This window comes from Solidesulfovibrio alcoholivorans DSM 5433 (assembly GCF_000702665.1).
Taxonomy (GTDB): Bacteria; Desulfobacterota; Desulfovibrionia; order Desulfovibrionales; family Desulfovibrionaceae; genus Solidesulfovibrio; species Solidesulfovibrio alcoholivorans.
In genome coordinates, this window is sequence record NZ_JNJA01000001.1 from 1 (window position 1) to 22,217 (window position 22,217).

The window sequence follows — 22,217 nt, forward strand, 5'->3', positions numbered from 1 at the left end:
GACGCGACCGCCGCAAAGCCGTCGGACGCGTCGCCGCGTTTCCAACCCCGCCACCGAGGGGGTCCGGGGGGCATCATGCCCCCCGGGGGGTTCGGGGCAGCGCCCCGATTCCTTCCTACTCTTCCTTCTTCCTGCTCTCCGCGATCACCTTTTCGGCGATCGGCGGCGGGCATTCCTCGTAGTGGTCGAAGGCCATGGTGAACGCGCCCTGGCCGCCGGTCATGGAACTGAGCGTCTTGGCGTATTCCTGCATCTCGGCCATGGGCACGTGGGCCTGGATTTCGGTGATGCCGCCCGTGGAATCCGAGCCCAGCACCTTGCCGCGCCGGCTGGAGAGGTCGCCGATGATGTCGCCCATGTATTCGTCCGGGCAGCTCACGGACACGAGCACGATGGGTTCGAGCAGCGATATCTTGAGCTTTTCGCAGGCCGCCTTGAAGGCGATGGAACCGGCGATCTTGAACGCCATTTCCGACGAGTCCACGGTGTGGAAGGAGCCGTCGTAGAGCGTCACCTTGAAGTCCACCATGGGATAGCCGGCGACGTAGCCGCGCGCGGCGGATTCCACGACGCCCTTGTCCACGGCCGGGATGTACTGGCGCGGAATCGCGCCGCCGACGATGGCGTCCACGAACTCGTAGCCCGCGCCGCGCGCCTGGCCTTCCATGCGGATCCAGCAGTCGCCGAACTGGCCGCGGCCGCCGGTCTGCTTCTTGTGCCGGCCCTGCACCTCGACCTTGCCTTTGACGGATTCGCGGTAGGGAATCTTGGGAGCCTTGAGGACCGGGCTGACCTTGAAGCGGCGCTTGGCCTTTTCCACGGCCGTTTCCAGGTGCGTCTGGCCCATGCCGGAAAGCAGGATGTCGCCGGTCTCCTCGTCGCGGGTGATGGAGAGCGTGATGTCCTCGTCAAGGAGCTTTGTCATGGCCGCGAACACCTTGTCCTCGTCGCCCTTTTCGGCAGGGGCCAGGGCGTAGGAAATCATGGGCGGCGGCAGGACCGGCGCGGGCACGATCACGGGCTTTTTCGGGTCGCACAGGGTGTTCCCGGTGGCCGTGTCCTTGAGCTTGGCCAGGGCGACGATGGAGCCGGGGCCGGCCGGCTCCTTGGAGATGACGGTCTCCTTGCCGAGCGGCAAAAGGATCTGGCCGGCGCGCTCCAGGGTGTCGGTGACGGGATTTTGCAGGTCCTGGTTCGTATTGAGCGTGCCCGTGAGCACACGGGTCATGGACAGCTGGCCCGCGAAGGGATCGAAAAGCGTCTTGAAGACGAAGGCCACCACCGGGCCGGATTCGGAAACGGGGATGTCGCCGCTTTCCGTGGTGACGATTTTCGGGCCGTCAGCCCCTTCCAGGGGGCCGGGCAGGAAATTCTGCACGGCGGCCAAAAGGCGCGCGCCGCCCATGTTTTTGAGCGCCGAACCGCAGCATACCGGGCACAGTTGGCCGGAAAGCGTGGCCTTGTGCACCGTGGCGAGCAGTTCCTCGGTGGAAATCTCCTCGCCTTCGAGGTAGCGCTCCATGAGCTGTTCGTCGGCAACGGCGATTTCCTCGACCATGGTCTCGCGCAGGGTCTCGACCTCGTCGGCCATGTCGTCGGGAATGGGGCCTTCGGTCACGCCGCCCTTGTCGTCGAAGAGATAGGCCTTGCCCTCCAGGACGTTGACCACGCCCGTAAACGCTTCCTTGGCGCCGATGGGCAGGTTCTGGACGTAGGTCTTGACCCCGAGCTTCTCGCGGATGCCGGAAAGCGCCATGTCGAAATCGGCGCGGTCGCGGTCCATTTTATTGATGAAAAAGACGGCGGGCAGGCCGAGCTTGACGACCTCGCCCCAGAGTTTCTTGGTCAGCGGCTTGACGCCGTCCACGGCATCGACGACGAACACGACGCCGTCCACGGCGCGCAGCAGAAAGGGCAGGTCGCCGTTGAAGCTGCCGTCGCCCGGGACGTCCAGGAGAAAATGGCGGTTTTTATTGAACTGGTAGGTGGCCAGGCCCGGCTGCGTGCTGCCCCGGCGTTTGATTTCCTCGGGCTCGTAGTCGAGCGCCGTGGTTCCCTCCTCGATCTTGCCAAGGCGCCCCACGGCTCCGGTGGTAAAAAGGAGCATTTCGGCCACCGAGGTTTTGCCGCATCCGCCGTGGCCGATCAGGGCATAGGTGCGTTGGCTGGCAAGGTTGTCCGACATTCCCTTCTCCCTTGTTGTCGCGTTCGGTAACTGCAAAGCATGCCGACATGAGTGCAACCCAAAGACGCAAATGGCGCATCCGCGCAGGAAACGCGGTTTCGTGCGAGGGCGACGCAGGGGGCATCGCGGGGCGGGGCCGCGCGGGAGCGGGCCGCAAGCGCCGTATGGCCAACCGCCGGGGAAGGCGGCGTGGAGTCTTTGCAAACCAAGAGAAAGAACGGAGCGCGCGTTTCCGGGCCGCTTGCGGCCCTTGGCTTTTGCACGAGTTTAGGCATAGTGAGGCAGGCGTCACCCCCTTGTCAAGACGCCAACTCCTTGAAATCACAAAATCTACGGAAAAACCGTAATAAAAACGACACCGTGCAGCCACTCTTTTTACACCCGCGTGATCTGGACCTCGACGCGCCGCACCTGTTCTGGGCGACACCGCCGGACGACGCCCTGACCGCGTCGTTGGCCTCAATCGGCCAGACGACCCCGGCCCTGGTATTCACTGGCGAAGGCCGGCCCGTGCTGGCCGCGGGCGCGCGCAGGGCCGCCGTGCTGCGCACGCTGCGCGGCCGCACGCTTTGCGCCGTGGCAGTGGAACCCCAGGACATGGAACCGGAACTGGCCGCCCTGCCCGAGCCCCTGCGCCTGGGTGCGGTCTACCTGGCCTCCAACCTCGGCCGCGCCGTGACCGACGCCATGGCCGTGGCCGCCGCGCGCTATTTCGTCGCGGCAGGCGGCCCGGAGGCCTACGAAACCCTGGCCGCGCCACGACTGTTCCCGGACGGCGACCGGCGCGGGGCGCTCGTTTCCCGCTGGCTGGCGTTGCCGCCGGCCCTCGACGCCCTGCTCGAAGCGGGCCATGTGCCGCTCGGCGCGGCCGGCGCGCTCGCGGCGCTCAGTGCGGCCACGCTCGATGCCCTTTGGCCGCTGCTGACCGCCGTGCGCTGGTCCCGGGCCAACCTCGGCAATGCCCTCACCTGGCTGAGCGAAGCCGCGCGGCTGGCCGGGGAAGCGCCCGAGGCGACCCTTGGCCGCAGCGGCGCGCTGGATTTGCCCGGCCGGGGGCTTTCCCCCAATGATTTGGCCGCAGGCGTGCTCGCGGCGCTGCGCCGGGCGCGCTATCCGGCCACGACCACGCTCGAGGCGCGTTTCGCGGCCCTCAGCCGCACCGTGACGCCCAAGGGCAGCAAGGCGCGCCTGTCGCCAAGCCAGGGCTTCGAGGCCGACGCCGTTATCGTGACCGCCACGGCAAAAAGCCCGGCCGAACTCGCGCGCATCGCCGCGGACATCGCGGCCATGGCCGCCGCGCCCGACCTGCCGCGCCTTTTGCGCGTGGCCCATGAGGACGATCCCGCATGAGCGGCGCGCCCTGGGACATCACGCTGCTTGCCGTGGACGCTTCCGTCGCGGGCACGGCCATGGCCGCACGGGCCGCGGCGGCCCTGCCGCAGGCCGCCCATGTGGTCCTTGCGCCCGGCGACGCCCTGCCCAAGGCCCCGGGCGGCGGGCGGGCACTGCACGTCAAGGCGCACAGGGGGCGGTTTTTGCGCCCCTGCCCGGCAACGCGCCATTACCGCTGCTGCGGCTACCAGATCGTGCACATCGGCGAGAACTGCCCCATGGACTGCTCGTACTGCATCCTGCGCGCCTATTTCCGCGACCGCACGCTCACGGCCTTTGCCAATACCGACGCCATGTTCGACGAGCTCGGGGGCATCTTCGGCCGCGACCGCACGCGCCCTTTCCGCGTGGGCACCGGGCAGTTCGCCGATTCGCTGGCGCTCGAGCCCGTCACCGGGCACACGCGGGAGATACTCGGGTTTCTCAAGGGCTTCGACAACGTGACGTTGGAGCTCAAGTCCAAGACCGCGGACCTCGGCTGGATGGAAGCCGATCCCAGGCCGGACCGGGTGCTGCCGGCCTGGTCGTTCAACGCTCCGGCCATCGTGGCCCGGGAGGAGCGGGACACGGCGTCCCTCGAAGCGCGACTCGCCGCCGCGAAAACCTGCGTCGCCGCGGGCTACCGCGTCTGCCTGCACTTCGATCCGATCTGCTTTTTCCCCGGCTGGGAGGCTGGCTACGCCGCCGCCGTGGACATGATTTTCGATTTCCTGCGCCCGGAAGACATCGCCTACATGAGCCTCGGGTCGTTTCGCTGCCTGCCGGAGCTTCCGGGCAGGCTTGCCGCCGAAGGCCGGGAACTGCCGCTGTACATGCTCGGCGAATTCACCCTCGGCGCGGACGGCAAGAAACGGCTGCTGCGGCCCCTTCGCGTGCGACAATTCCGTTTCATGGCAGGCAGACTCGCCCGGCATGGCTTCACCCGGGGGCTGTATTTCTGTATGGAATCCGACGAGGTCTGGCGTGAGGTTTTCGGGCGCACGCCCCGGGACCTGGGCGGGTTGTCCGCCTATCTGCTCGACGCGGCCCGCAACCGTGGAGGTGCGCCGTCATGCTCGTGGACTACGCCGACATCCTGACCCGGCTCGAACGGGGCCTGGGCCGCAGCTACGCGGAATCCCCAGCGATCTTGAACGTCCCCGGGGCCTCTGCGGCGCTCAAGCTGGACCCGTATTACTATCTGGCACTGCGCCCGCTTTTTTTCGAACTGCTCGGCAAATGGGCGGCCGTGCCGCCGACGCGGGTCGAGGAGACGCTCATCCGCACGGGCAACCTCGTGCTCGGCCCGGGAAAGACCCGCTATCCCCGGCCCCTTGCGGTCTTCGAGGAAAGCACGGGCACGCGCCTGCAACTGACCGCGGATTTCGTGCCCGCGGCCTGCATCGACCGGGCCGTGGTGCTGTACGGCGGCAGCCCGGGACCGTTGCCCGTGTCCGGCCTGCGCCTCGCCGCGGCGCAGCGCGAGGCCCTGGACGCCTTTTTTGCGGAGACCACGCCCCTGGCCTCCCTGTGCTTCGGAGAGCCCGCCCGGGCCTGACGCGGCCCGGGACTTCCCTTGACACAGGCGACGCTTGGGGTCATGTGGGCAGACATAAAGAACATAACGGCCTGTGCCGCCCTGGAGGATGCGCGTGAAACGCCTGCTTGCGATATTGCCCGTGTTGTGCCTGCTTCTTGCTTCCTGTTCCTCGACGCTCAATTTCTTCGGCTTCGGGGGCAAGGACGAGAAACCGAAGGAACCGACCATCGTGCTGGTGGACTACGGCATCTATGACGCCAGCGGCGCCCTGACGCTCGCCACCACCTCCGTGCCCCGCAAGCTGGGCACCACCTTCGGCATGCGCTTCCGCACCTTGAAGCCCGAAGGCGGCGCCTCCAAGGTCAAGGTCGTCACCGCCTCGCCCGGCATCATCGACCCGGCGAAAAACGCCGTGGTCTTCAATACCGAGTCCACGGTCGACGTGGTCACGGGCAAGGAATACAACTGCACGTTCACCTTCGAGAAGGAATGGGAGATGGCCAGCGGCGACTGGACCCTGACTGCCACCGCCGAAGACGGCTCCCAGATCAAGAAGACCTTCCAGGTCTTCAACCCGCAGCAGTAAAAAACGAAACGCGCCGCGCCGCCCGGAAGGCGGCGCGGCGCGCATAATTTCCTGCGGCCGATTCCGGCCGGTTCAGCCATCCTCGCGCAAGAGTTCCCAGGATATACCCAGGGCGGCGGCGACCTTTTTGAGCATGGCCGCACGGGGCCTCGCCTTGGCCGCTTCGAACTGGGCCACGGCCGGCGGCGACACGCCAAGGCGCAAGGCCAGCTCTTCCCGCGACACGCCCAGGTGCTCCCGCCAGGCCCGAATGGCCGAAAATCCGTCCCGTCGCAACCAGGCCACCTCGGCCGGGGTTTCCGGCCGCCCCGGAGTGTCGTCATGCTGCATGGCGATCACGGCCTTGGCCAGGACGCGGCCACGAACGGCACGAACGCGTCGCCTTCCTGGCGGTAGAGGTCCATGGCCGCGCCTTCGCTGCCGGCCACGCGCACGGCGAGTTCCAGGCCGTCGGCGGTGCGGAAGGCGAAAAGGGGCGTGTAGCCCGCGACCGGGAATTCCCCGCCGTCGTCCTCGCGCCAAGTGCCGCCCGGGTCGGTCGTCGCCGGGTAATCGAGGTACACGAGGCCCTGGCGGTCGGCATAGGCCAGCGTGACCAGCTCGTCGCGGCCCCGCGGCGCGAACCGGGCCAGGTGCAGCACGCCGCCGCCTTCCACCGCGGCCACGTTGCGGCACCACAGCACGGGCCGCCCCGCCCGGGCGGCAAGGGTGTCGCGCAGCGCGGCCGGGCATTCCCGCCCGTCGCCTTCGCCGGCAAGAGGCGTGACGCCGAGCACGCGGCGCGCGGCCAGAAATCCGTCCGTGGCCACGAACACGTCGCCGCCCGCCCCGATCTGGCCCCCGGCCGCGAAAAGCGCGCCGGGCGTCTCGTGAAATTCCGTGATCCCGTCCCGGTCGGCGTCGCCGCCCCGGCGTACCCCGGCAAAGGTCAGGGGTACGATCCGGCCGGGCGCGGCCACGGCCTGGCGAAAGCCCTTCATGCCCCGGGCCAGTCCCGTTTCCACGGGCACGAGCACCTGCCTGCCCGCCGGATCGGCATAGCCGAACGCGCCGCCGGAAAAGACCTGGTTGGCCGTGGGATCGTCCTCGTCGTGACTCGACTGGGCCAGGGCCATGACCGCAAGGGTCAGTCCCAGGACCGCCAAACCGAACGCGACCCGCCAGGAAAACGAACCCTGGCCGGGCGTCGCCGTCTCGCCCATATACGTTTCCTTCTCCCGCAATAAAATCCCAATGCGCCTATTCGGCGGTCAGCGCCGATGTCCCGGCAGCCCCCAGACCTCGGCCACGGCCGCGGCCACGGCCGCGATGACCCGGTCCCCGGCCCGGTCCCGGCGATGCACCAGCGACAGCGTCAGCGACAACTCCGCGCACTCCCACAGGCAGACCTCGCCGGCGGCGGCGGCGTCCAGGGCGTCGTCGCGGCGCAGGAGCGTGAGCCCGATGCCGGCCGCGACCAGGGTGCGCAGCGTGGCGTCGTTGTCCCCGACCATGACCTTGTTGATGGCCAGGGACCGGCAGGAAAACGACGTCTCGAGCAGGTACTGGAACGGGCAGCGGTCCGAGAACCAGACCCATGGCATGCCCGCCAGAGCCTCCCAGTCCGCCTGGCGCATCCGCGCGGCGAAGGAGGTGGGGCCGACCACGGCCATGGGCACGTTCTCGAGGTTCAGGGCCGCCACCCCGTCACCCGGCTCGATGATGTTGTCGTAGACGAATCCCAGGTCGAGCTTGTCCTGGCGCACGGCGTCCAGGATGCGCGGCGAACTGGAATTGACCAGATGCACTTCCACCCCGGGATGCCGCCGGCCGAGCACGGCCAACAGTTCCGGCACCCGCATCCGGGCCGCTTCGTTGTTGAGCCCGATGCGGGCCACGCCCGTGACTTCGCGCTTGAGCGCCCCGGCCCGTTTGAGCACGGCGTCGAGGCCCGACAGCGCCCGTCTGGCCTCGGCCAAGAGCGCCTTGCCCTCGTCCGTCAGGCGCATGCCTTTCGGCGTGCGCACGAAAAGCGGCACGCCGAGCTCGTCCTCCAGCCCGCGCACATGGGCGCTGACGGCCGGCAGGCTGGCATGCAGGCGCTCGGCCGCCCGGGTCAGGTGCTCTTCTTCGGCCACGGCCACGAAGGTCCGCAGATGGTAGTATTCCACAACGCCCCTCCCGGCGTCGCGTCGCCCGGCCTTCAGGGAAACGGAAGCACCGCTTCCGTCATTGCGATTGGATCGCCTCCCCGCCGGCCTGCTACATCCGATGCTTCCTGGCCTATGGCATACGCCCGTGCCCTCGTAAAGGCCGGGCGCAACCCCTTTTCTCCGGGAGGCACAGCATGTCCGTTGTCAAGAAAATCCTTGCGGGCGCGGCCCTCGTCGCCTTCGTTTGCCTGGCGCTGGCCTTTACAGAACATCCTGCGGCAAGCCCGGTTTCACCCGGCCGATCCGTCGCGCAAACCCCGGCCCGGGCCGATCTGGCCGAGGCGGTCTTCGAGATGGTGCTGGAAAACGCTCGGGCCGGCGGCATGGCTCTTGGCGAGCCGCCGACCCTGTGCCAGGCCTGCGTCGCCGCCCACCTGGGGCTTCCCGAAGCAGTGATGCGGGAGCGCTGCGCCCGGGCCTGCGCCCTGCGCTGAGGCGAACATGGCGGGAATTCAGGCAAAAAGCCGCAGCAGCAGGCCGTCGAGGATGTCGGCCAGTTCGCCGCAGAGCCCGCCGCCGCCGGGCGACGCGCCAAAAAGCTCACGGCGCTCGGCGGCGAGGTCCGGAGGCGTGCGCTCCGGTCCGTCCACGAGCGACAGGGTGATGGCCAGGCGCTTGGCCGGGAAGAAGATGCGCAGCCGCGCGGCAAAGGCCTGCATGCGCGCGGCGAAATCCGGCCCCGCCTGCCGCCAGTAGGCAAGGGCCGCGTCGTTCGGCCGCGCGGCGGCCGCGCCGGCGAGCATGCCCGACAGGCTCGACAGGGAGAAGCCGGGCATGCCCGGACGCCAGCCGAGCAGCCAGGTGTTTCGTCGAAACAGCAACCGGGACGCGAGCCCCGCGTCCACGGCCCCGGCCAGGGCCTCCCTGGCGGCGGCAAGATGCGGGTCGTCGAAGCGCACGGGCTCCGTATCCGGGTCCCAGGCCGGCACGCCCGTCTCCAGGCGGCCCTCCCGGGTCAGCACCCCCAGGATGCGGGCAAACCAGGCGTTGGCCTCGGGCGAATCCGGCGTCTCCAGGTGGGCGTGCGACAGGACGTAGCGCCCGCGGCCGCTGCTGCCGGTCAGCACGCAGGCCGCGCCGTCGAGGAAGGCGGGCGGCAGGCGCACGCCGAAACGCTCCCGGCAGGCGGCGAGCTGCGCCTCGGGCATCGCGCCCAGGGGAATATCGGCGAGCATCAGGTCCGGCCCCGGCCCGTCGTAGGCGGCGGCCACGGCCACGTCGGGGTCGCTTCCGCCAAGGGGAGGCGCGAACCCGGCCGGCCACCATACCGGCACGCAAAGCCCTACCGGCAGAGACGCCGGGCACAGGGCCGAGTCCGGGTCGAGGCGCAGGCGCACGTGGCCGCTGACCAGATGGTCGAGCCGGTCCGTGAAGGTGCGCCGCGTCCAGGAGCAAAGCCGCAGCCCGTCGGCATGGGACAGCGCCAGTCCCGCCCCGCCGCAGATCCCGAAATAGGAGCCGCCCCGGGTGACGTATTCCCGCACGGCGCGCGCGCCGTGCGGCCCAAGAGCCGCGAATTTGCGTTTGGCGAACCCGCCGGGCACGAGCAAAAGCCGTGGCGTCTCGCGGGAAAGCGCCCCATCGGCCACCTCCCGGCAGGTCACGGGGGCGAAATCCGCGCCCACGGCGGCGAGCCCCCGGCAGACGAGCAAACCCCACAACTGCGAATGGTCCCACAGGACCCGGATGGACGCGGCCATGGGAAAAGCCTATCGGGAGAGCGGACGGCCGGCAAGCCGTACGAAGCCGCCATGGGGGCCGGGCCGTGACATCGGCCCCGATCTTTTGTATCCAGGGCGGCCGAAGCGGCGCAACGCGCCGCGTTTTTTCGAAGGAGCGCACAATGACCAGCGAGGCCCTCTCCAAGGGATACGAGCCGGCCGACGTCGAAGCCCGTTGGATCGCGTACTGGCAGGACGAAAAGACATTCACCCCGGACCCCGACGGCCCGGGCGAGCCCTACAGCATCGTCATCCCGCCGCCCAACGTCACCGGCGCCCTGCACATGGGCCATGCCCTCAACGTCACCATCCAGGACATCCTGTGCCGCTACCACCGCCAGCGCGGCCGCAAGGTCCTGTGGGTGCCCGGCACGGACCACGCCGGCATCGCCACGCAAAACGTGGTCGAGCGCAAGCTCGCCGCGGAAGGCACGTCCCGCGAGGCCCTGGGCCGCGAGGCCTTCGTCGAGCGCGTCTGGGCCTGGCGCGAGGAATACGGCGGCAAGATCCTCAACCAGATCAAACGGCTGGGCGCGTCCGTGGACTGGACCCGGGAACGCTTCACCTTCGACGAGGGACTCTCCCGCGCCGTGCGCGAGGTGTTCGTGCGCCTCTACGAAGAGGGGCTCATCTACCGGGGCGACTACATCATCAACTGGTGCCCGCGCTGCCACACCGCCCTGGCCGACCTCGAAGTGGAATACGCCCCGCACATCGGCAAGCTCTACCACATCCGCTATCCCGTGGAGGGCATGGAAGACACGTTCGTCACCATCGCCACCACCCGCCCGGAGACGCTCCTTGGCGACACGGCCGTGGCCGTGCACCCCGAAGACGAGCGCTACAAGGAGTTTGTCGGCAAGCATGTCATCCTGCCGCTGGTCGGCCGGCGCCTGCCCATCATCGCCGACGCCTACGTGGAGCGCGAATTCGGCACGGGGTGCCTCAAAGTCACGCCGGCCCACGACATGAACGACTTCGAGCTCGGGCGCAAACACGGCCTCGACGTCATCGCCGTGCAGGACGAGGCCGGGCGCATCAACGAAAACGCGCCCGAAAAATACCGCGGCCTCGATCGGCTCGAGGCGCGCAAGGCCGTGATCGAGGACCTCAAGGAACTCAAGCTCCTCGACGACATCCGCGACTACGAGCACAACGTGGGTGAGTGCTACCGCTGCCGCACGGTCATCGAGCCCTACGTGTCCAAGCAGTGGTTCGTCAAAACCGGGCCCCTGGCCAAAGCGGCGCGCGAAGCCGTGGAACACGGCCGCACCGCCATCCTGCCCGACCAGTGGACCAAGGTCTATTACGACTGGCTCGACAACATCCGCGACTGGTGCGTCTCGCGCCAGATCTGGTGGGGCCACCGCATTCCGGCCTGGACCTGCGACGCCTGCGGCGAGCTGATCGTCTCGCGCGAGGACCCGACGGAATGCCCGGCCTGCGGCGGCACATTGCTCACACGCGACCCGGACGTGCTCGACACCTGGTTCTCCTCGGCGCTGTGGCCCTTTTCCACGATGGGCTGGCCGGACGAGACCAGGGAACTCAAGACGTTCTACCCCACCTCGGTGCTGGTCACGGCCTTCGACATCCTTTTCTTCTGGGTGGCCCGCATGATGATGATGGGCCTGCACTTCATGCACGAGGTGCCGTTTAAGCAGGTCTACATCCACGCCCTGGTGCGCGACGCCGAGGGCAAGAAGATGAGCAAGTCGCTCGGCAACGTGATCGACCCGCTCGTCATGGTGGACCGCTACGGCACGGACTCCCTGCGCTTCACCTTGGCCGCGTTCGCCGCCATGGGCCGCGACATCAAGCTGTCCGAGGAGCGCATCGAGGGCTACCGCCACTTCATCAACAAGCTGTGGAACGCGGCCCGCTTCGCGCTCATGCACGTGGGCGACGGCGCGCCGGCGACGCCCCTGGCCGAGGCGGCCGAGGCCGGACTGTGCCACGCCATGATCCTTTCGCGCCTGGAACGCCTCAAGGGGACGGTTTCCCGGGCCATCGAGGGCTACCAGTTCAACGAGGCGGCGCAGGAGCTCTATGGCTTTTTCTGGCGCGAATTCTGCGACTGGTATCTGGAGATGGCCAAGGTGGACCTCGGCGGCGAGGACGCGGCGAAAAAGGGCGCGGCCAAGCGCGTGCTTTTAACCGTCCTTTCGGAAGTCCTCACCCTGCTCCATCCCATCATCCCCTTCGTGACGCAGGAAATCTGGAGCAAGCTGCCGGAAACGGCCGACCCCAACCTCGCCCGCATGCCCTATCCGCCGGCGCGGCCGGAGCTCGTCTCCGACGCGGCCGAGGCGGACATGGAGCTTGTAAAGGCCGTTGTGGTCGGCGTGCGCAACATCCGGGCCGAGCTCAACATCAATCCCGGGATCAAGCTCACGGCTTTGGTGCACACGGAAAACGAGGCGCAGGCGGCGGCGCTTTCGGCCAACGCGGCCATGATTTCCTTCCTGGCCAAGCTCGAGCGGTTCGAGGCCGGCCCGGAGGTCACCGCGCCGAGGGCCTCGGCCTCGACGGCGGCGGGCACGTGCGCGCTTTTCGTGCCGCTTTCCGGCGCGGTGGATTTCGACGTGGAGTACCTGCGCCTGTCGAAAGAAGAGGTGAAGACGGTCAAGGAGCTGACCGTCGTGGAAAAAAAGCTCGGCAACGACGACTTCGTCTCCCGCGCCCCGGCCGAAGTGGTGGCCAAGGAGCGCGAGAAGCAGGAAGCGCTCGGCGAACGCCTGGCGCGGCTGCGCGAGCTCAAGGACCGCATCAAGAAGCTGATGGCCGAATAGCCGGCCATCGCGATAGCGCACAAAAACGCCGGGCGGCTCCGCAAGGGGCCGCCCGGCGTTTTGGCATCGGCTGCATGAACAAAGGGTTGCGGACTTCGCTGGGTTAACCGGTGTCCGCCAAGCTGTTCTTAAACCTGAGCAAGTCACAGTACATGGACCTGCTCTGGTCCGATTTGTCTTCATCGGTGAGGAAGATGAAGTCGTTTTTCATATAAAAACTTATCGCTCTTAGATTATTGTAGGCATCAACCGTAACGAAACGGCAGCCCGTCCGGTTGTCCGTTATAAAGAGAACCTTGATGGCCCACAGAAGGCGCGAGCCGATGCTTTTGCCCTGGTACTCGCTACGTGTCCCCAGGCGTCCAATCTTCACGGTGGGATACGACTTGTAGCGCTTGCCTTCAGGGAATGTCCGGCTTTTTTTCCTGTTGGACAGCTTAACCGAGTCGTTTGACATGCTGCAAAAGGCCACGGCATCGGACACGGACTTCTCGCCCTTGAGATGAAACGAGTAGATCTTCGCCAGAAGCTGGTCGTCGTGCGGTTTTGCTTCGTTATTAAAAAAATCGTCAAGGTCCGCATCGCCACATGAAAAGCCCGCGAACAACGCAAAGTCATTCACGGGCTTCAAGATGCAGTCGGAATCTTCGTAGCTATTTCGCGGGCTGCTTGTCACGACCAAAGACCAGGGACTTGGCTTTGTCGAGGCTTGGGGCGCACGTCACCTTCATCGGAGAACCAACGTCCTCCGCGATCTTCCGCTCAAAATTTTGCGCCTCCCGGTCGTAGAGGACAGGGGTGGGCTTGATCGGCATGGCCATTGTGGTTACCTCATGCGCAGGGGAGCAATGCATACAGTGCATACCATATGCACAAGGCATATATGTAATCCCCCTCCGCACGCCGCGCAAGGCCCGCATCCCCCTCCCGAGCGCATCCGTTCCCTGAACGCCGGGATGCGCCCGCCAACATGGCGTGCGTTCTGGCGTGGTTGCGACGGCGATCGCGCACGCCGCCCGGCCTTCTCTCAAAAAAAACGGGGGGCGCGGGCCCTCGCCGCGCCCCCGTGAAAAAGCGGAAACGATCCTGCGGCGGCGCGGCCGCCTATCCCCTGGGCAGCGCGCGGGCCTTTTTGGCGTGCGCGGGCGCGGCCGGGGCCTCCCCGCCGCGCATCTCGGCGATCAGGCGCGTGAGCACGCTCGACTGCTCGGCCATCTCGCCCACGGCCTGCGCCGATTGCCGCATGCCCTCCGAAGCCTCCAGGGAAATGCGGTTGATGGACTCGATGCTGCGGTTGATCTCCTCGCTCGTGGCCGACTGCTGCTCCGAAGCCGTGGCGATGGACTGAATCTGGTTCGCCACCATGTCGGCCAGGGTCACGATCTCATTGAGGGCCTCGCCGGACTGGTTGGCCAGGCTCGTGGTGTGCGCGATGGTCTCCACGGTCTTCTTCACCTTCGCCACATTGCCGGCCGTGCCCTGCTGGATGCCGGTCACGGCCTCGCCGACCTCCTTGGTCGCGCTCATGGTCTTCTCGGCGAGCTTTCGCACCTCGTCGGCGACCACGGCGAACCCCCGGCCGGCCTCGCCGGCGCGGGCGGCCTCGATGGCGGCGTTGAGCGCAAGCAGGTTCGTCTGGTCCGCGATGTCGGAAATCACGTTCATGATCGCGCCGATACCCTTGGCCCGTTCGCCGAGCGCCTCCATGTCCTGTTGCAACTCCTGGGCGTGGTTTTGCACTTCGGCGATGCCGTGTACGACTTCACCCACGACCGCCTTGCCGCGCGTGGCCTTTTCCTTGGCCTGCTCGGCCGTGCCCGCGGCGCTGGAGGCGTTTTTGGCCACCTCGAGTACGGTGGAATTCATCTCTTCCATGGCCGTGGCGGTCTCGCCGGCGCTCTGGGACTGCTGCTGCGCCCCGTTGCTCGCCTGCTCGATCTGTGCCGAAAGCTCTTCCGAGGCCGCGGCCGTAGCCTGCGCCACTTCCTGCAAGGTGGCGGCGGCGGCGAGCATGCGTCGCGCTTGGCCATGGCGTCGCGCTCGGCCGCCTCGGCCTGCGCCATCGCCTCACGGGCCTTGCGCGCCTCCTCGGCGGCCTCGGCCGAGCGGACGTCCGCCTCGCGGATGCGCTCCTTGAGCCGCTCGACCATGGCCCGCAGGCTGTCCGCGAGCTTGCCCACCTCGTCGCCCTGGCGCACGTCGAGGACCCCGTCGAGGTCGCCGCCTGCCACCCGGTCGGCAAAGGCCACGGACATAAGGATGGGCCGGGTGATGGCCCGGGTCAGGTACATGGCGATGCCCACGCACACGACCAGGGCGACGGCCAGGCCCGACACCAGGATCGTGCTGGCCATGGAGAGTTCGGACACGGCCGCGTCGGCCAGACGCTGGGTATTGGTCATGCCTGCCTGGGCCATTTCCTTGGCCAATTCCTCGATCCGCGAAGCCGCCTGGTTGCGCTTGGCACCGAGTTCGTCCAGAGCGGCCATATCGGCGTCGAACGTCGTCATCGACTTTTTGTACAGCCCCAGGGACTGTTCCACATCGGCGGCTTCCTTCTTGTTTTCCGCAGTGCGCATGGCACCGGCCAACTTGCCGACCATGGCCTCGACCTTGGGAAACAGTTGTAACGCCTGCTGGCGGATTGTCCGGTCGTTCATGGCCTGGGCCTTGAAATTGCGCACCCGGATGTCGAAGCCGATTTCGGTGATCGCGGCGACGTCGGCCAGCTTCTCCAGGCGATCCTGGAGGTTCGCCGTCCCGGCGTCGTTCCGGATCTCCTGGGCGAACAGCTTTCTTTGGCTTTCCGACAACAAGTCCACGCTTTTGACGAAATCAGTTGCCGCCGCATCCATGGCCTTTCGCGAATCGGCCAGGGACTTGATGCGTGTTTCCGTTTCCGCGGCCAGGGCGAAATAGGATTCGGCCGCGGCCTCGGCTTTGGGAATGTCGGCCTTGAGGCGCACGAGCGAGGGATACTTGGCCGAAAGCTCCCTGGCCTGGGCCAGTGCCTTGCGTACGGCCTCGGTTTCGGTCTTGGCCTGATCCCTGTATTTCTGGTCCAGGCTCAGGGCGTAGCTGCGCATGGCGTGCATGGTCAACATGGACGTGCGCTCGATTTCGTTGGCGATACCCGTTTCCGGGATATACTGCTGCGAGAGCGACGCAGAAGTCGTTTCCACGCTGCGCATGTTGAACACCCCAAGCAGGCCGAGGGCGCAGGCGATGAGAATGAGGCCGCCGAAACCCATGCCGATCTTGAAGCCAAGTTTCAAATTTTTCATATCTATTTCCTTATACAAACCTGCCAGAGGCCTCATGCCGACGCCATCCATAACCATATAAACAAGATATTATTACTCCGATATCTTGAATATTTTACCTTCGCGTCTTGTCGACTGCAACAGTCTTATGGCGTCACCGCAAAAGCAGCCTTCAGCCCTTCAGGCCCACACAGGGGAAACAACGTGGCGGCAGGCCGCCACGGGAGCATGCGCCCGCGCCCGATGCGTTTGGAAAAACTGCGCCCCTGACGGGGCCGCTGTGGGAAGCGCGTTCAGGAAACGGACGTTTCCCCGGGGCATGCGGCCGCGCCGAGCATCCGCTCGACTTCGTCGCCGCAGACGGGACGGGAGAACAGGAACCCCTGCCCGGCCTCGCAGGCGAAGCCCGTGAGCACGTCGGACTGCGTCTCGAGCTCCACGCCCTCGGCCACCACGTCGAGCCCCAGGCTGTGCGCCAGGGCCACCACCGCGCCCACGATCTTGCGGTTCTCGCGGGCCTCGATGTCGCTGACGAAAGCCCGGTCCACCTTGAGCGTATCGATGGGAAAACGTTGCAGGTAGGAAAGCGAGGAATAGCCCGTGCCGAAATCGTCCACGGACAGACGCACCCCGAGTTCCTTGAGGCGTTTGAGGCGGAGGATCGACACCTCGGGGTTGTCCATGATGACCGTCTCGGTGATCTCGAGCTTGAGCGCGTGGGGATCGAGGCCGGTCTCGCGCAGGATGCGCGTCACCTCTTCCACGAGCATGGGCTGGGCCAGCTGCTTGGCCGACAGGTTCACGCTCATGGACATGGCCCGCGCCTCGGGAAAGCGCCGCTGCCAGGCGGCCATGGTCCGGCAGGCCTCGGTCAGCACCCAGGCCCCGAGCGGCACGATGAGCCCGGTGTCCTCGGCCACCGGGATGAACTCCATGGGCGAGGCCACGCCCTTGCCCGGCCGCCGCCAGCGCACGAGGGCCTCGAAGCCCGTCAGTCGTCGGTCGCGCAGCGCCAGGATCGGCTGGTAGTCCAGGAAAAATTCCCCGCGCTTCAGCGCCAGGCGCAGGTCGTTTTCCAGGTCCATGAGCCGGATGGCGTCTTCCAGCATGCGCGTGTTGAAGACCTTGAAGCGGTTGCGGCCCTCGCCCTTGGCCCGGTGCAGGGCGATGTTGGCGTTGCGCAGGAGCTCCTCGGGTTTTTCGTAGAGGCAGGGGCTTATGACGATGCCCATGGAGCAGGTGACGTGGACGTCGTGCTCGCACAGCGTGAACACCTCGCCGATGGCGACGCGGATGCGTTTGACGATGCGGATGATCTCCCGGTACGAGCCCGTCTCCTCGAGCAGCACCACGAACTCGTCCCCGCCCAGGCGCGCCACGGTGTCGAGGCCGCGCACGCATTCGCGCAGCCGCTTGGCCACCCCCTCCAGCAGCCGGTCGCCCATGTGGTGGCCCAGGCTGTCGTTGATGACCTTGAAGCGGTCGAGGTCCAGGAAGATGACCGCGTACTGGTAATTGTCGCGCCGTTTGGAGCGTTCGATGGCCTGGCGGATGCGGTCCAGGCACAGGCTGCGGTTGGGCAGGCCCGTCAGGGGGTCGTGGAAGGCCATGTGCGCCAGCTGGCTTTCCAGGAGCTTGCGGTCGGTGATGTCCGTGACCAGCCCGGCGGCCATGCGCGAACCCTCGTCGTGGCCCATGGGGAACAGGCACACGAGCAGGGTCTTGTCCGCGCCGTCGATGGTGACGGTCATCTCTTTTTTGACCGGCTCGTTCCAGGCGACGACCCGGGCCGCGTCGCGCGAAAGCGTGGCCGCGAGTTCCTCGGGCAGGGCCTCGCAAAGGGGCGTGCCCGCGGGCGGCGCGCTGCAAAGGCCGAAGACGTGGCCCGCGGCGGCGTTGGCCAGGCGCAGCCGGTCCTTGGCGTCGACGACGAAGAACCCTTCGGGCGAAGCGGCCAGGTCGATGTCCGGCAGATCGGGCCGGACGCCGGACTGGCGGGCAGGGCGGGCCTCGAGCAGCAACCGGGCGTCCTCGCCGCTGACGCGGGGCACCAGGGTCAGAGCCACGGGAAAGACCGAGCCGTCCTGGCGCAGGCCCCGGCCCACGACGCGTCCCGTCTCGCCGCCCCGGGCCGCGTCGAGCAGTTCCGCGGCCAGCTCCCGCTCCCCGGGGGCGAGCAGGCCGGCCAGGGACGCGCCGCCAAGCCCTTCCCGGCCGCAGCCGAAAAGTTCCAGTGCGGCCGCGTTGGCGTCGCACACGACACCGTCGCCGGTCAAAAGCAGCAATGCGGTGGGCGTGGCCGCGAAAAGCGCGCGGCATTGGCTTTCGAGCTGTTGCCGGGCGCGTTCGAGGCGGCTGCGGGCCAGGGCCTTTTCTATGGCCGCGACCAGACGCACGCCGTCCGGCGGATTGGGCAGGAAGCAGGACACGGCGGCTTTTTGCGCCGCTTCCAGACGGTTTGCATCGCCGTTTCGGGAAAGCAGGATGACGGGGATGGCGTGGCCTTCATGCAGCAGCGCGGCAGCGTCGGCACCGTCGCAGGCGCCCTCCAGGCGGAGTTCCATGACGGCCAGATCGGGCCGCAGGGCCTCGACGGCTTCCAGAGCCTCGCGGCAGGACGCGACCGGGCCGAGCGTATCGTAACCGTGCGCGACGAGCGTCTCCGCCAGCGCGGCGGCCGCGGCGCGGTCCTTTTCGACGACGAGGATGCGGGGCGGCGTCATGAAAACCCCCTGCCGCTGGGATCACCCGTGCATGCCCGGGGCGAAACGCGGCCGAACCTTGCCGCGTATCCCAACGAAAGCCACCTGTAACCAGGACGCTTTCAAAAGGCAATGAAATTGGCCCGTTCGTGCGCCGTCAGTTCGTGGGATACCAGAGCTTGATGGCCGACCCCTTGTCGCCCTTGGCTTCCGGCAGGCGGAACTCGTAGCGGGCCGTGCCCTCGGGAAGGCGGAACAGCGCCGTGCCGACGTTGCCCTTGACCATGCTCTCGAAGCGCAGTCCCTGGCATTCCTCTTCGATCTGCGCGCCCGCCGCATCGTAGCGCGCCATGCAGACCTTGAGCAGGGGCTGGCCCTCGCCGCCGCCGAACATGGCGTCCATGCTCGCCGGGGGCTTTTGCCGCAGTTCCCCGGTCACGACGACTTCCTTGTAGGGCACTTTTTGCAGCGTCACCTTGCCCCCGGAAGGCACATACTTCTCCTCGAAGCGCTCCCGCTCCTGGATGTCCGTCACTTTCATGTAGGGGTTGCGCAGGTCCTTGTAGCGCGAAAGCTCGAGGTTCGCGGCCGGGGACGCGAACGGGGCGGCGAACAGCAAGGCGCATGCGAGCAGAAACGAAAAAACGCCAGGCCGGGTCATGGGGCGGCTCCCTCCGTTTCGAGTGGCGATGCGCCCCGGCGCGGTCAGTCGCCGCGCCGGGGGGCGATGGGGAAAATAGCCAGCTTGAGAAAATCGGTTTCGGTGATGATACCCACCAGTTCGCTGTCGCTGACCACGGGCAAGCAGCCGTACTTGTTGTATATCATGGTTTCGGCTGCGGTGCGCAGCGGCGTGTCCGGCGTCACCGTGACCACGTCCGTGCGCATCACGTCGCGCAGCTGCGTGACCGGATCCTTTTTGTGCTCCAGGGAAAGCAGGTCGCGCTGGGTGACGATGCCCACGAGCCCGCCCCCTTCGTCCACGACAGGGATGTGGCGGATGAAAAGCTCCTGCATGGCGGCCATGGCGTCGGCGAGGCTGTCCGTTTCGCGCAGGCAGCGCAACTGGCTGGTCATGAGATCGGCGACGCGCATGGGGGTTCTCCGAACGAGGCGTTGCGGCGGCAATATGCGCCATTCCCCGCATCCTTGCCGATGCCCGGCCCCAAGTCAAGCCAGCGCTCCGCGCGCCCGGCCCGAAACGACGAAAGGCCGGGAAAACCCCGGCCTTTCGCGACGGATACTGATGTGCGAACGATGCTATTGGGCGGGAGCGGCCTTTTTGGCCTTCTTCTTGGCCTTGAGGATCTCGACGACCGAGTAGCTGTCGGCCTTGGTGGTCTTTTTCTTTTTCTTCTTGGTGCCGGCGAAAGCCATGGAGGTGGCGAGCAGGCAGGAAATAACGGTGAAGACGACGATCTTTTTCATGATATGAGCTCCTTGAGCGGTAATTTGGTCCTGGCCAGTTTCCGGCCGACAGGGCCCGTTCCCCACGGACCGTTCCCCGGTCGCCGACCGGATGCTTTCCCCCGGGCCGACGTAAACCGTTTATTCCCGTCCTCCTTTCCGGCCTCTTACCCTCACATTACAGACTTGAAACACGAAAGATTCGCGATTCCAAGCTGTTACAACAACCTTGCCAGTCCATGACAGATATGAAAAACAAGGAAAATCCGTAGCGCCACGGCCCTTCTGGCCTTTATGAGGCGTTGCATGTACATCGCGCACCCAAAGCCCGAATCGTCCGGCCGCCGCCCCGATGGCGACCGGCGAAAGGAAACACGGCCCATGCGGATTCTGCTCGTCGAGGATGACGAGAAAATCGCCTCTTTCATCATCGGCGGTCTGCGGCAAAGCGGCTTCGCCGTGGATCACGCCGCCAACGGCGTGGATGGCCTGCACCTGGCCTCCACGGAGCCCTACGCCGTGGCGGTCATCGACGTCATGCTGCCCGGGCTCGACGGGCTCAAGGTCATCGAGGAACTGCGCCGGCGCGGCATCAACACCCCCATCATCATCCTCTCGGCCAAGCGGTCTGTGGAAGACAGGGTGCGCGGCCTCGAGACCGGCAGCGACGACTACCTGTCCAAGCCCTTCTCCTTTTCGGAACTGCTGGCCCGGGTCCAGGCGCTCATCCGCCGTTCGTCGAGCGTGTCCGAACCCACGCGCCTGACCGTGGGCGAGCTGTCCATGAACCTGCTCACCCGCGAGGTCCGCCGGGGCGAGACCGCGGTGCAGCTCCAGCCACGGGAATTCGCGCTGCTCGAGTACTTCATGCGCAACCCCGGCAAGGTGCTCTCCAAGACCATGATCATGGAGCACGTCTGGGACTACCACTTCGATCCCCAGACCAACCTGGTGGACGTGCTGGTGTGCCGGTTGCGCAACAAGATCGACCGGGACTGGGAGAAAAAGATGCTGCATACCCTGCGCGGGGTCGGGTATGTCCTTAAAGAGTAGGGCCTTTTTCCGCTCGACCATCTTCCGGCTGACCGCGCAGTATTCCCTCATCTTCATCTCGAGCGCCCTGATCCTGTTCCTTCTGGCCTATTCGTTGCTCTCCGACGCCGTGCGCGAAGGCGACCGCCTGGCCATGGCGCAGAAGGTGCGCGAATACGCCTCCATCGCGCTCAAGCGCGGATTGCCGGCCCTGGTCGAGTTCATGCGCATGGAGCGCGAGGACTTCGAATCCGACGAGTACTACCTGCGCCTGGACTCCCCGGACGGACAGGCCCTGACCCAGATCGCCCCCACCGACGCCGCGCCCCTGCCGGACGACCTGCCCCGCGACCTGGGGCCGGGCATCCAGTGGACGTTTCTGCCCAAACCGGAAGGCAAGGGCCTCATCGAACTGGCCTGCCGCAGCCTGCCCGGCGGCGGCACGGTGTACATGGGCAAGGACGCAAGCGACCGCGAACGTCTGCTGCGCCAGTTCCGGATCATTTTCGCCGGCATCATGGCCCTGGTCGCCCTGGTCGGGCTGACCGCGGGCTTCCTGCTCGCCCGGCGCACGCTCAAGCCCATCCAGGGACTCATCGACACGGTGCGGGCCATCGACACCGGCCGCATGGACGCCCGCGTGCCGGACGAAGGGGCCGACGACGAACTCAACGAGCTGGCGCGGCTGTTCAACGCCATGCTCGACAAGATCAAGAGCCTTATCAGCGGCATGCGCGAGGCCCTCGACAACGTGGCACACGACCTGCGCACCCCGGCCACCCGCACCCTGGCCGCCGTGGAAATGGCCGCGTCCACGAAAAGCGACCCCGAGGCCCTGCGCGAAGCCCTGCTCGACTGCGCCGAGGAAACGCGGCGCATGGTGTCCATGCTCGGCATCCTCATGGACATCTCCGAAGCCGAAACCGGGGCCATGCGCCTGCATCTGGGCCGGACGGACATGGCGGCGCTCATTGCCGAGATGGTGGAAATCTACCAGTATGTGGCCGAGGAAAAGGGCGTGCTGCTCGCCGTGGCCCCCATGGACCGGCTACCGGTGACGGCCGACGCCGACCGGATGCGCCAAGTGCTCGGCAATCTGCTCGACAACGCCGTCAAGTACACGCCGGCCGGCGGCCGTGTGGACGTTTCGGCCTGGCGCGCGGGCGAGGCCGTGGCGGTGCGCGTGGCCGACACCGGCGAGGGGATCGGCGCCGACGACATCCCGCGCATCTTCGACCGCCTCTACCGGGCCGACAAGAGCCGGTCCCAGCGTGGCCTGGGCCTGGGGCTCTCCCTGGTGCGCGCGGTGCTCCACGCCCACGGCGGCGCCATCGACGTGCAAAGCGCCCCCGGCAAGGGCAGTCTTTTCACCTTCACCCTGCCCGCGGCCGCCGACGCCGCGTCCCTGTAGCGACCGGCCGCGCGG

At 67.0% G+C, this 22,217-nt stretch carries 21 protein-coding genes; 8 read left to right on the forward strand and 13 right to left on the reverse strand.

What is annotated here, in order from left to right:
* Positions 1–115: 115 nt before the first annotated feature.
* Entirely contained in the window at positions 116–2,185 is a 2,070-nt protein-coding gene (locus Q368_RS0100005; protein ID WP_029456681.1) for an elongation factor G, read from the reverse strand.
* A 360-nt stretch (positions 2,186–2,545) separates the two neighbouring features.
* Here Q368_RS0100005 and Q368_RS0100010 point away from each other — a divergent pair, with 360 nt between their 5' ends.
* The 4 genes from Q368_RS0100010 (at position 2,546) to Q368_RS0100025 (ending at position 5,682) form a co-directional block, all read left to right on the forward strand.
* Positions 2,546–3,535: a hypothetical protein gene (locus tag Q368_RS0100010; RefSeq protein WP_029456682.1), complete on the forward strand. Its 990-nt coding sequence runs from the start codon at positions 2,546–2,548 to the stop codon at positions 3,533–3,535.
* The gene (locus tag Q368_RS0100015; RefSeq protein WP_029456683.1) at positions 3,532–4,656 is read left to right on the forward strand and encodes an SPL family radical SAM protein; all 1,125 of its coding nucleotides are present in this window, start codon (positions 3,532–3,534) and stop codon (positions 4,654–4,656) included. Before Q368_RS0100010 ends, Q368_RS0100015 begins: the two co-directional genes overlap by 4 nt.
* Entirely contained in the window at positions 4,629–5,114 is a 486-nt protein-coding gene (locus tag Q368_RS0100020; RefSeq protein WP_029456684.1) for a hypothetical protein, read from the forward strand. Before Q368_RS0100015 ends, Q368_RS0100020 begins: the two co-directional genes overlap by 28 nt.
* A gap of 88 nt (positions 5,115–5,202) precedes the next feature.
* Positions 5,203–5,682: a DUF3859 domain-containing protein gene (locus Q368_RS0100025; RefSeq protein WP_245611248.1), complete on the forward strand. Its 480-nt coding sequence runs from the start codon at positions 5,203–5,205 to the stop codon at positions 5,680–5,682.
* A gap of 72 nt (positions 5,683–5,754) precedes the next feature.
* On the opposite strand, the gene Q368_RS0100030 is transcribed toward Q368_RS0100025, so the two are convergent.
* Genes Q368_RS0100030 through Q368_RS0100040 form a run of 3 tightly spaced genes read right to left on the reverse strand, consistent with a single transcriptional unit; the run spans position 5,755 to position 7,832 of the window.
* The gene (locus Q368_RS0100030) at positions 5,755–6,012 is read right to left on the reverse strand and encodes a helix-turn-helix domain-containing protein (protein ID WP_029456686.1); all 258 of its coding nucleotides are present in this window, start codon (positions 6,010–6,012) and stop codon (positions 5,755–5,757) included.
* A 5-nt stretch (positions 6,013–6,017) separates the two neighbouring features.
* Positions 6,018–6,884 carry a hypothetical protein gene (locus tag Q368_RS0100035; RefSeq protein ID WP_029456687.1) on the reverse strand — a complete coding sequence of 289 codons (867 nt, stop codon included), beginning with the start codon at positions 6,882–6,884 and terminating at the stop codon, positions 6,018–6,020.
* A gap of 48 nt (positions 6,885–6,932) precedes the next feature.
* Positions 6,933–7,832 (reverse strand): LysR family transcriptional regulator, encoded by a 900-nt coding sequence (locus Q368_RS0100040; protein WP_029456688.1) that lies wholly within the window; start codon positions 7,830–7,832, stop codon positions 6,933–6,935.
* A 176-nt stretch (positions 7,833–8,008) separates the two neighbouring features.
* Here Q368_RS0100040 and Q368_RS0100045 point away from each other — a divergent pair, with 176 nt between their 5' ends.
* Positions 8,009–8,308 carry a hypothetical protein gene (locus Q368_RS0100045; protein ID WP_029456689.1) on the forward strand — a complete coding sequence of 100 codons (300 nt, stop codon included), beginning with the start codon at positions 8,009–8,011 and terminating at the stop codon, positions 8,306–8,308.
* An 18-nt stretch (positions 8,309–8,326) separates the two neighbouring features.
* On the opposite strand, the gene Q368_RS0100050 is transcribed toward Q368_RS0100045, so the two are convergent.
* Complete coding sequence (locus tag Q368_RS0100050; RefSeq protein WP_029456690.1) at positions 8,327–9,574, reverse strand: BPL-N domain-containing protein; 1,248 nt, start codon at positions 9,572–9,574, stop codon at positions 8,327–8,329.
* A 143-nt stretch (positions 9,575–9,717) separates the two neighbouring features.
* On the opposite strand from Q368_RS0100050, the gene Q368_RS0100055 reads away from it, so the two are divergent.
* Positions 9,718–12,387, forward strand: a complete 2,670-nt coding sequence (locus Q368_RS0100055; protein WP_029456691.1) for a valine--tRNA ligase — start codon at positions 9,718–9,720, stop codon at positions 12,385–12,387.
* Between the two features lie 103 nt (positions 12,388–12,490).
* Here the strand turns inward: Q368_RS0100055 and Q368_RS0100060 are convergent, their stop codons facing one another.
* The 8 genes from Q368_RS0100060 to Q368_RS26555 all read right to left on the reverse strand — a co-directional run bounded on the left by Q368_RS0100060 (position 12,491) and on the right by Q368_RS26555 (position 19,780).
* Positions 12,491–13,009 (reverse strand): GNAT family N-acetyltransferase, encoded by a 519-nt coding sequence (locus Q368_RS0100060; RefSeq protein WP_043784777.1) that lies wholly within the window; start codon positions 13,007–13,009, stop codon positions 12,491–12,493.
* Positions 13,010–13,040: 31 nt separating this feature from the next.
* Positions 13,041–13,208 (reverse strand): hypothetical protein, encoded by a 168-nt coding sequence (locus Q368_RS25440; protein ID WP_156955611.1) that lies wholly within the window; start codon positions 13,206–13,208, stop codon positions 13,041–13,043.
* Between the two features lie 283 nt (positions 13,209–13,491).
* The gene (locus Q368_RS26860; protein WP_342665687.1) at positions 13,492–14,262 is read right to left on the reverse strand and encodes a methyl-accepting chemotaxis protein; all 771 of its coding nucleotides are present in this window, start codon (positions 14,260–14,262) and stop codon (positions 13,492–13,494) included.
* Positions 14,250–15,671, reverse strand: coding sequence for a HAMP domain-containing protein (locus Q368_RS22795; protein ID WP_245611249.1), 1,422 nt, complete (start codon positions 15,669–15,671; stop codon positions 14,250–14,252). Before Q368_RS22795 ends, Q368_RS26860 begins: the two co-directional genes overlap by 13 nt.
* Before the next feature lie 272 nt (positions 15,672–15,943).
* A complete protein-coding gene (locus Q368_RS0100075) occupies positions 15,944–18,373 on the reverse strand; it encodes an EAL domain-containing protein (RefSeq protein WP_029456693.1) in 2,430 nt (809 codons plus the stop codon).
* 136 nt (positions 18,374–18,509) lie between these two features.
* Complete coding sequence (locus Q368_RS0100080) at positions 18,510–19,013, reverse strand: hypothetical protein (RefSeq protein ID WP_029456694.1); 504 nt, start codon at positions 19,011–19,013, stop codon at positions 18,510–18,512.
* A gap of 44 nt (positions 19,014–19,057) precedes the next feature.
* Positions 19,058–19,447: a CBS domain-containing protein gene (locus Q368_RS0100085; protein ID WP_029456695.1), complete on the reverse strand. Its 390-nt coding sequence runs from the start codon at positions 19,445–19,447 to the stop codon at positions 19,058–19,060.
* 165 nt (positions 19,448–19,612) lie between these two features.
* Positions 19,613–19,780 carry a hypothetical protein gene (locus tag Q368_RS26555; RefSeq protein ID WP_169740584.1) on the reverse strand — a complete coding sequence of 56 codons (168 nt, stop codon included), beginning with the start codon at positions 19,778–19,780 and terminating at the stop codon, positions 19,613–19,615.
* Positions 19,781–20,140: 360 nt separating this feature from the next.
* Between Q368_RS26555 and Q368_RS0100095 the strand changes: the two genes are divergently transcribed.
* Positions 20,141–20,812 carry a winged helix-turn-helix domain-containing protein gene (locus tag Q368_RS0100095; RefSeq protein WP_029457297.1) on the forward strand — a complete coding sequence of 224 codons (672 nt, stop codon included), beginning with the start codon at positions 20,141–20,143 and terminating at the stop codon, positions 20,810–20,812.
* Positions 20,796–22,202 (forward strand): sensor histidine kinase, encoded by a 1,407-nt coding sequence (locus Q368_RS0100100; RefSeq protein ID WP_029456696.1) that lies wholly within the window; start codon positions 20,796–20,798, stop codon positions 22,200–22,202. Before Q368_RS0100095 ends, Q368_RS0100100 begins: the two co-directional genes overlap by 17 nt.
* Positions 22,203–22,217: the final 15 nt, after the last annotated feature.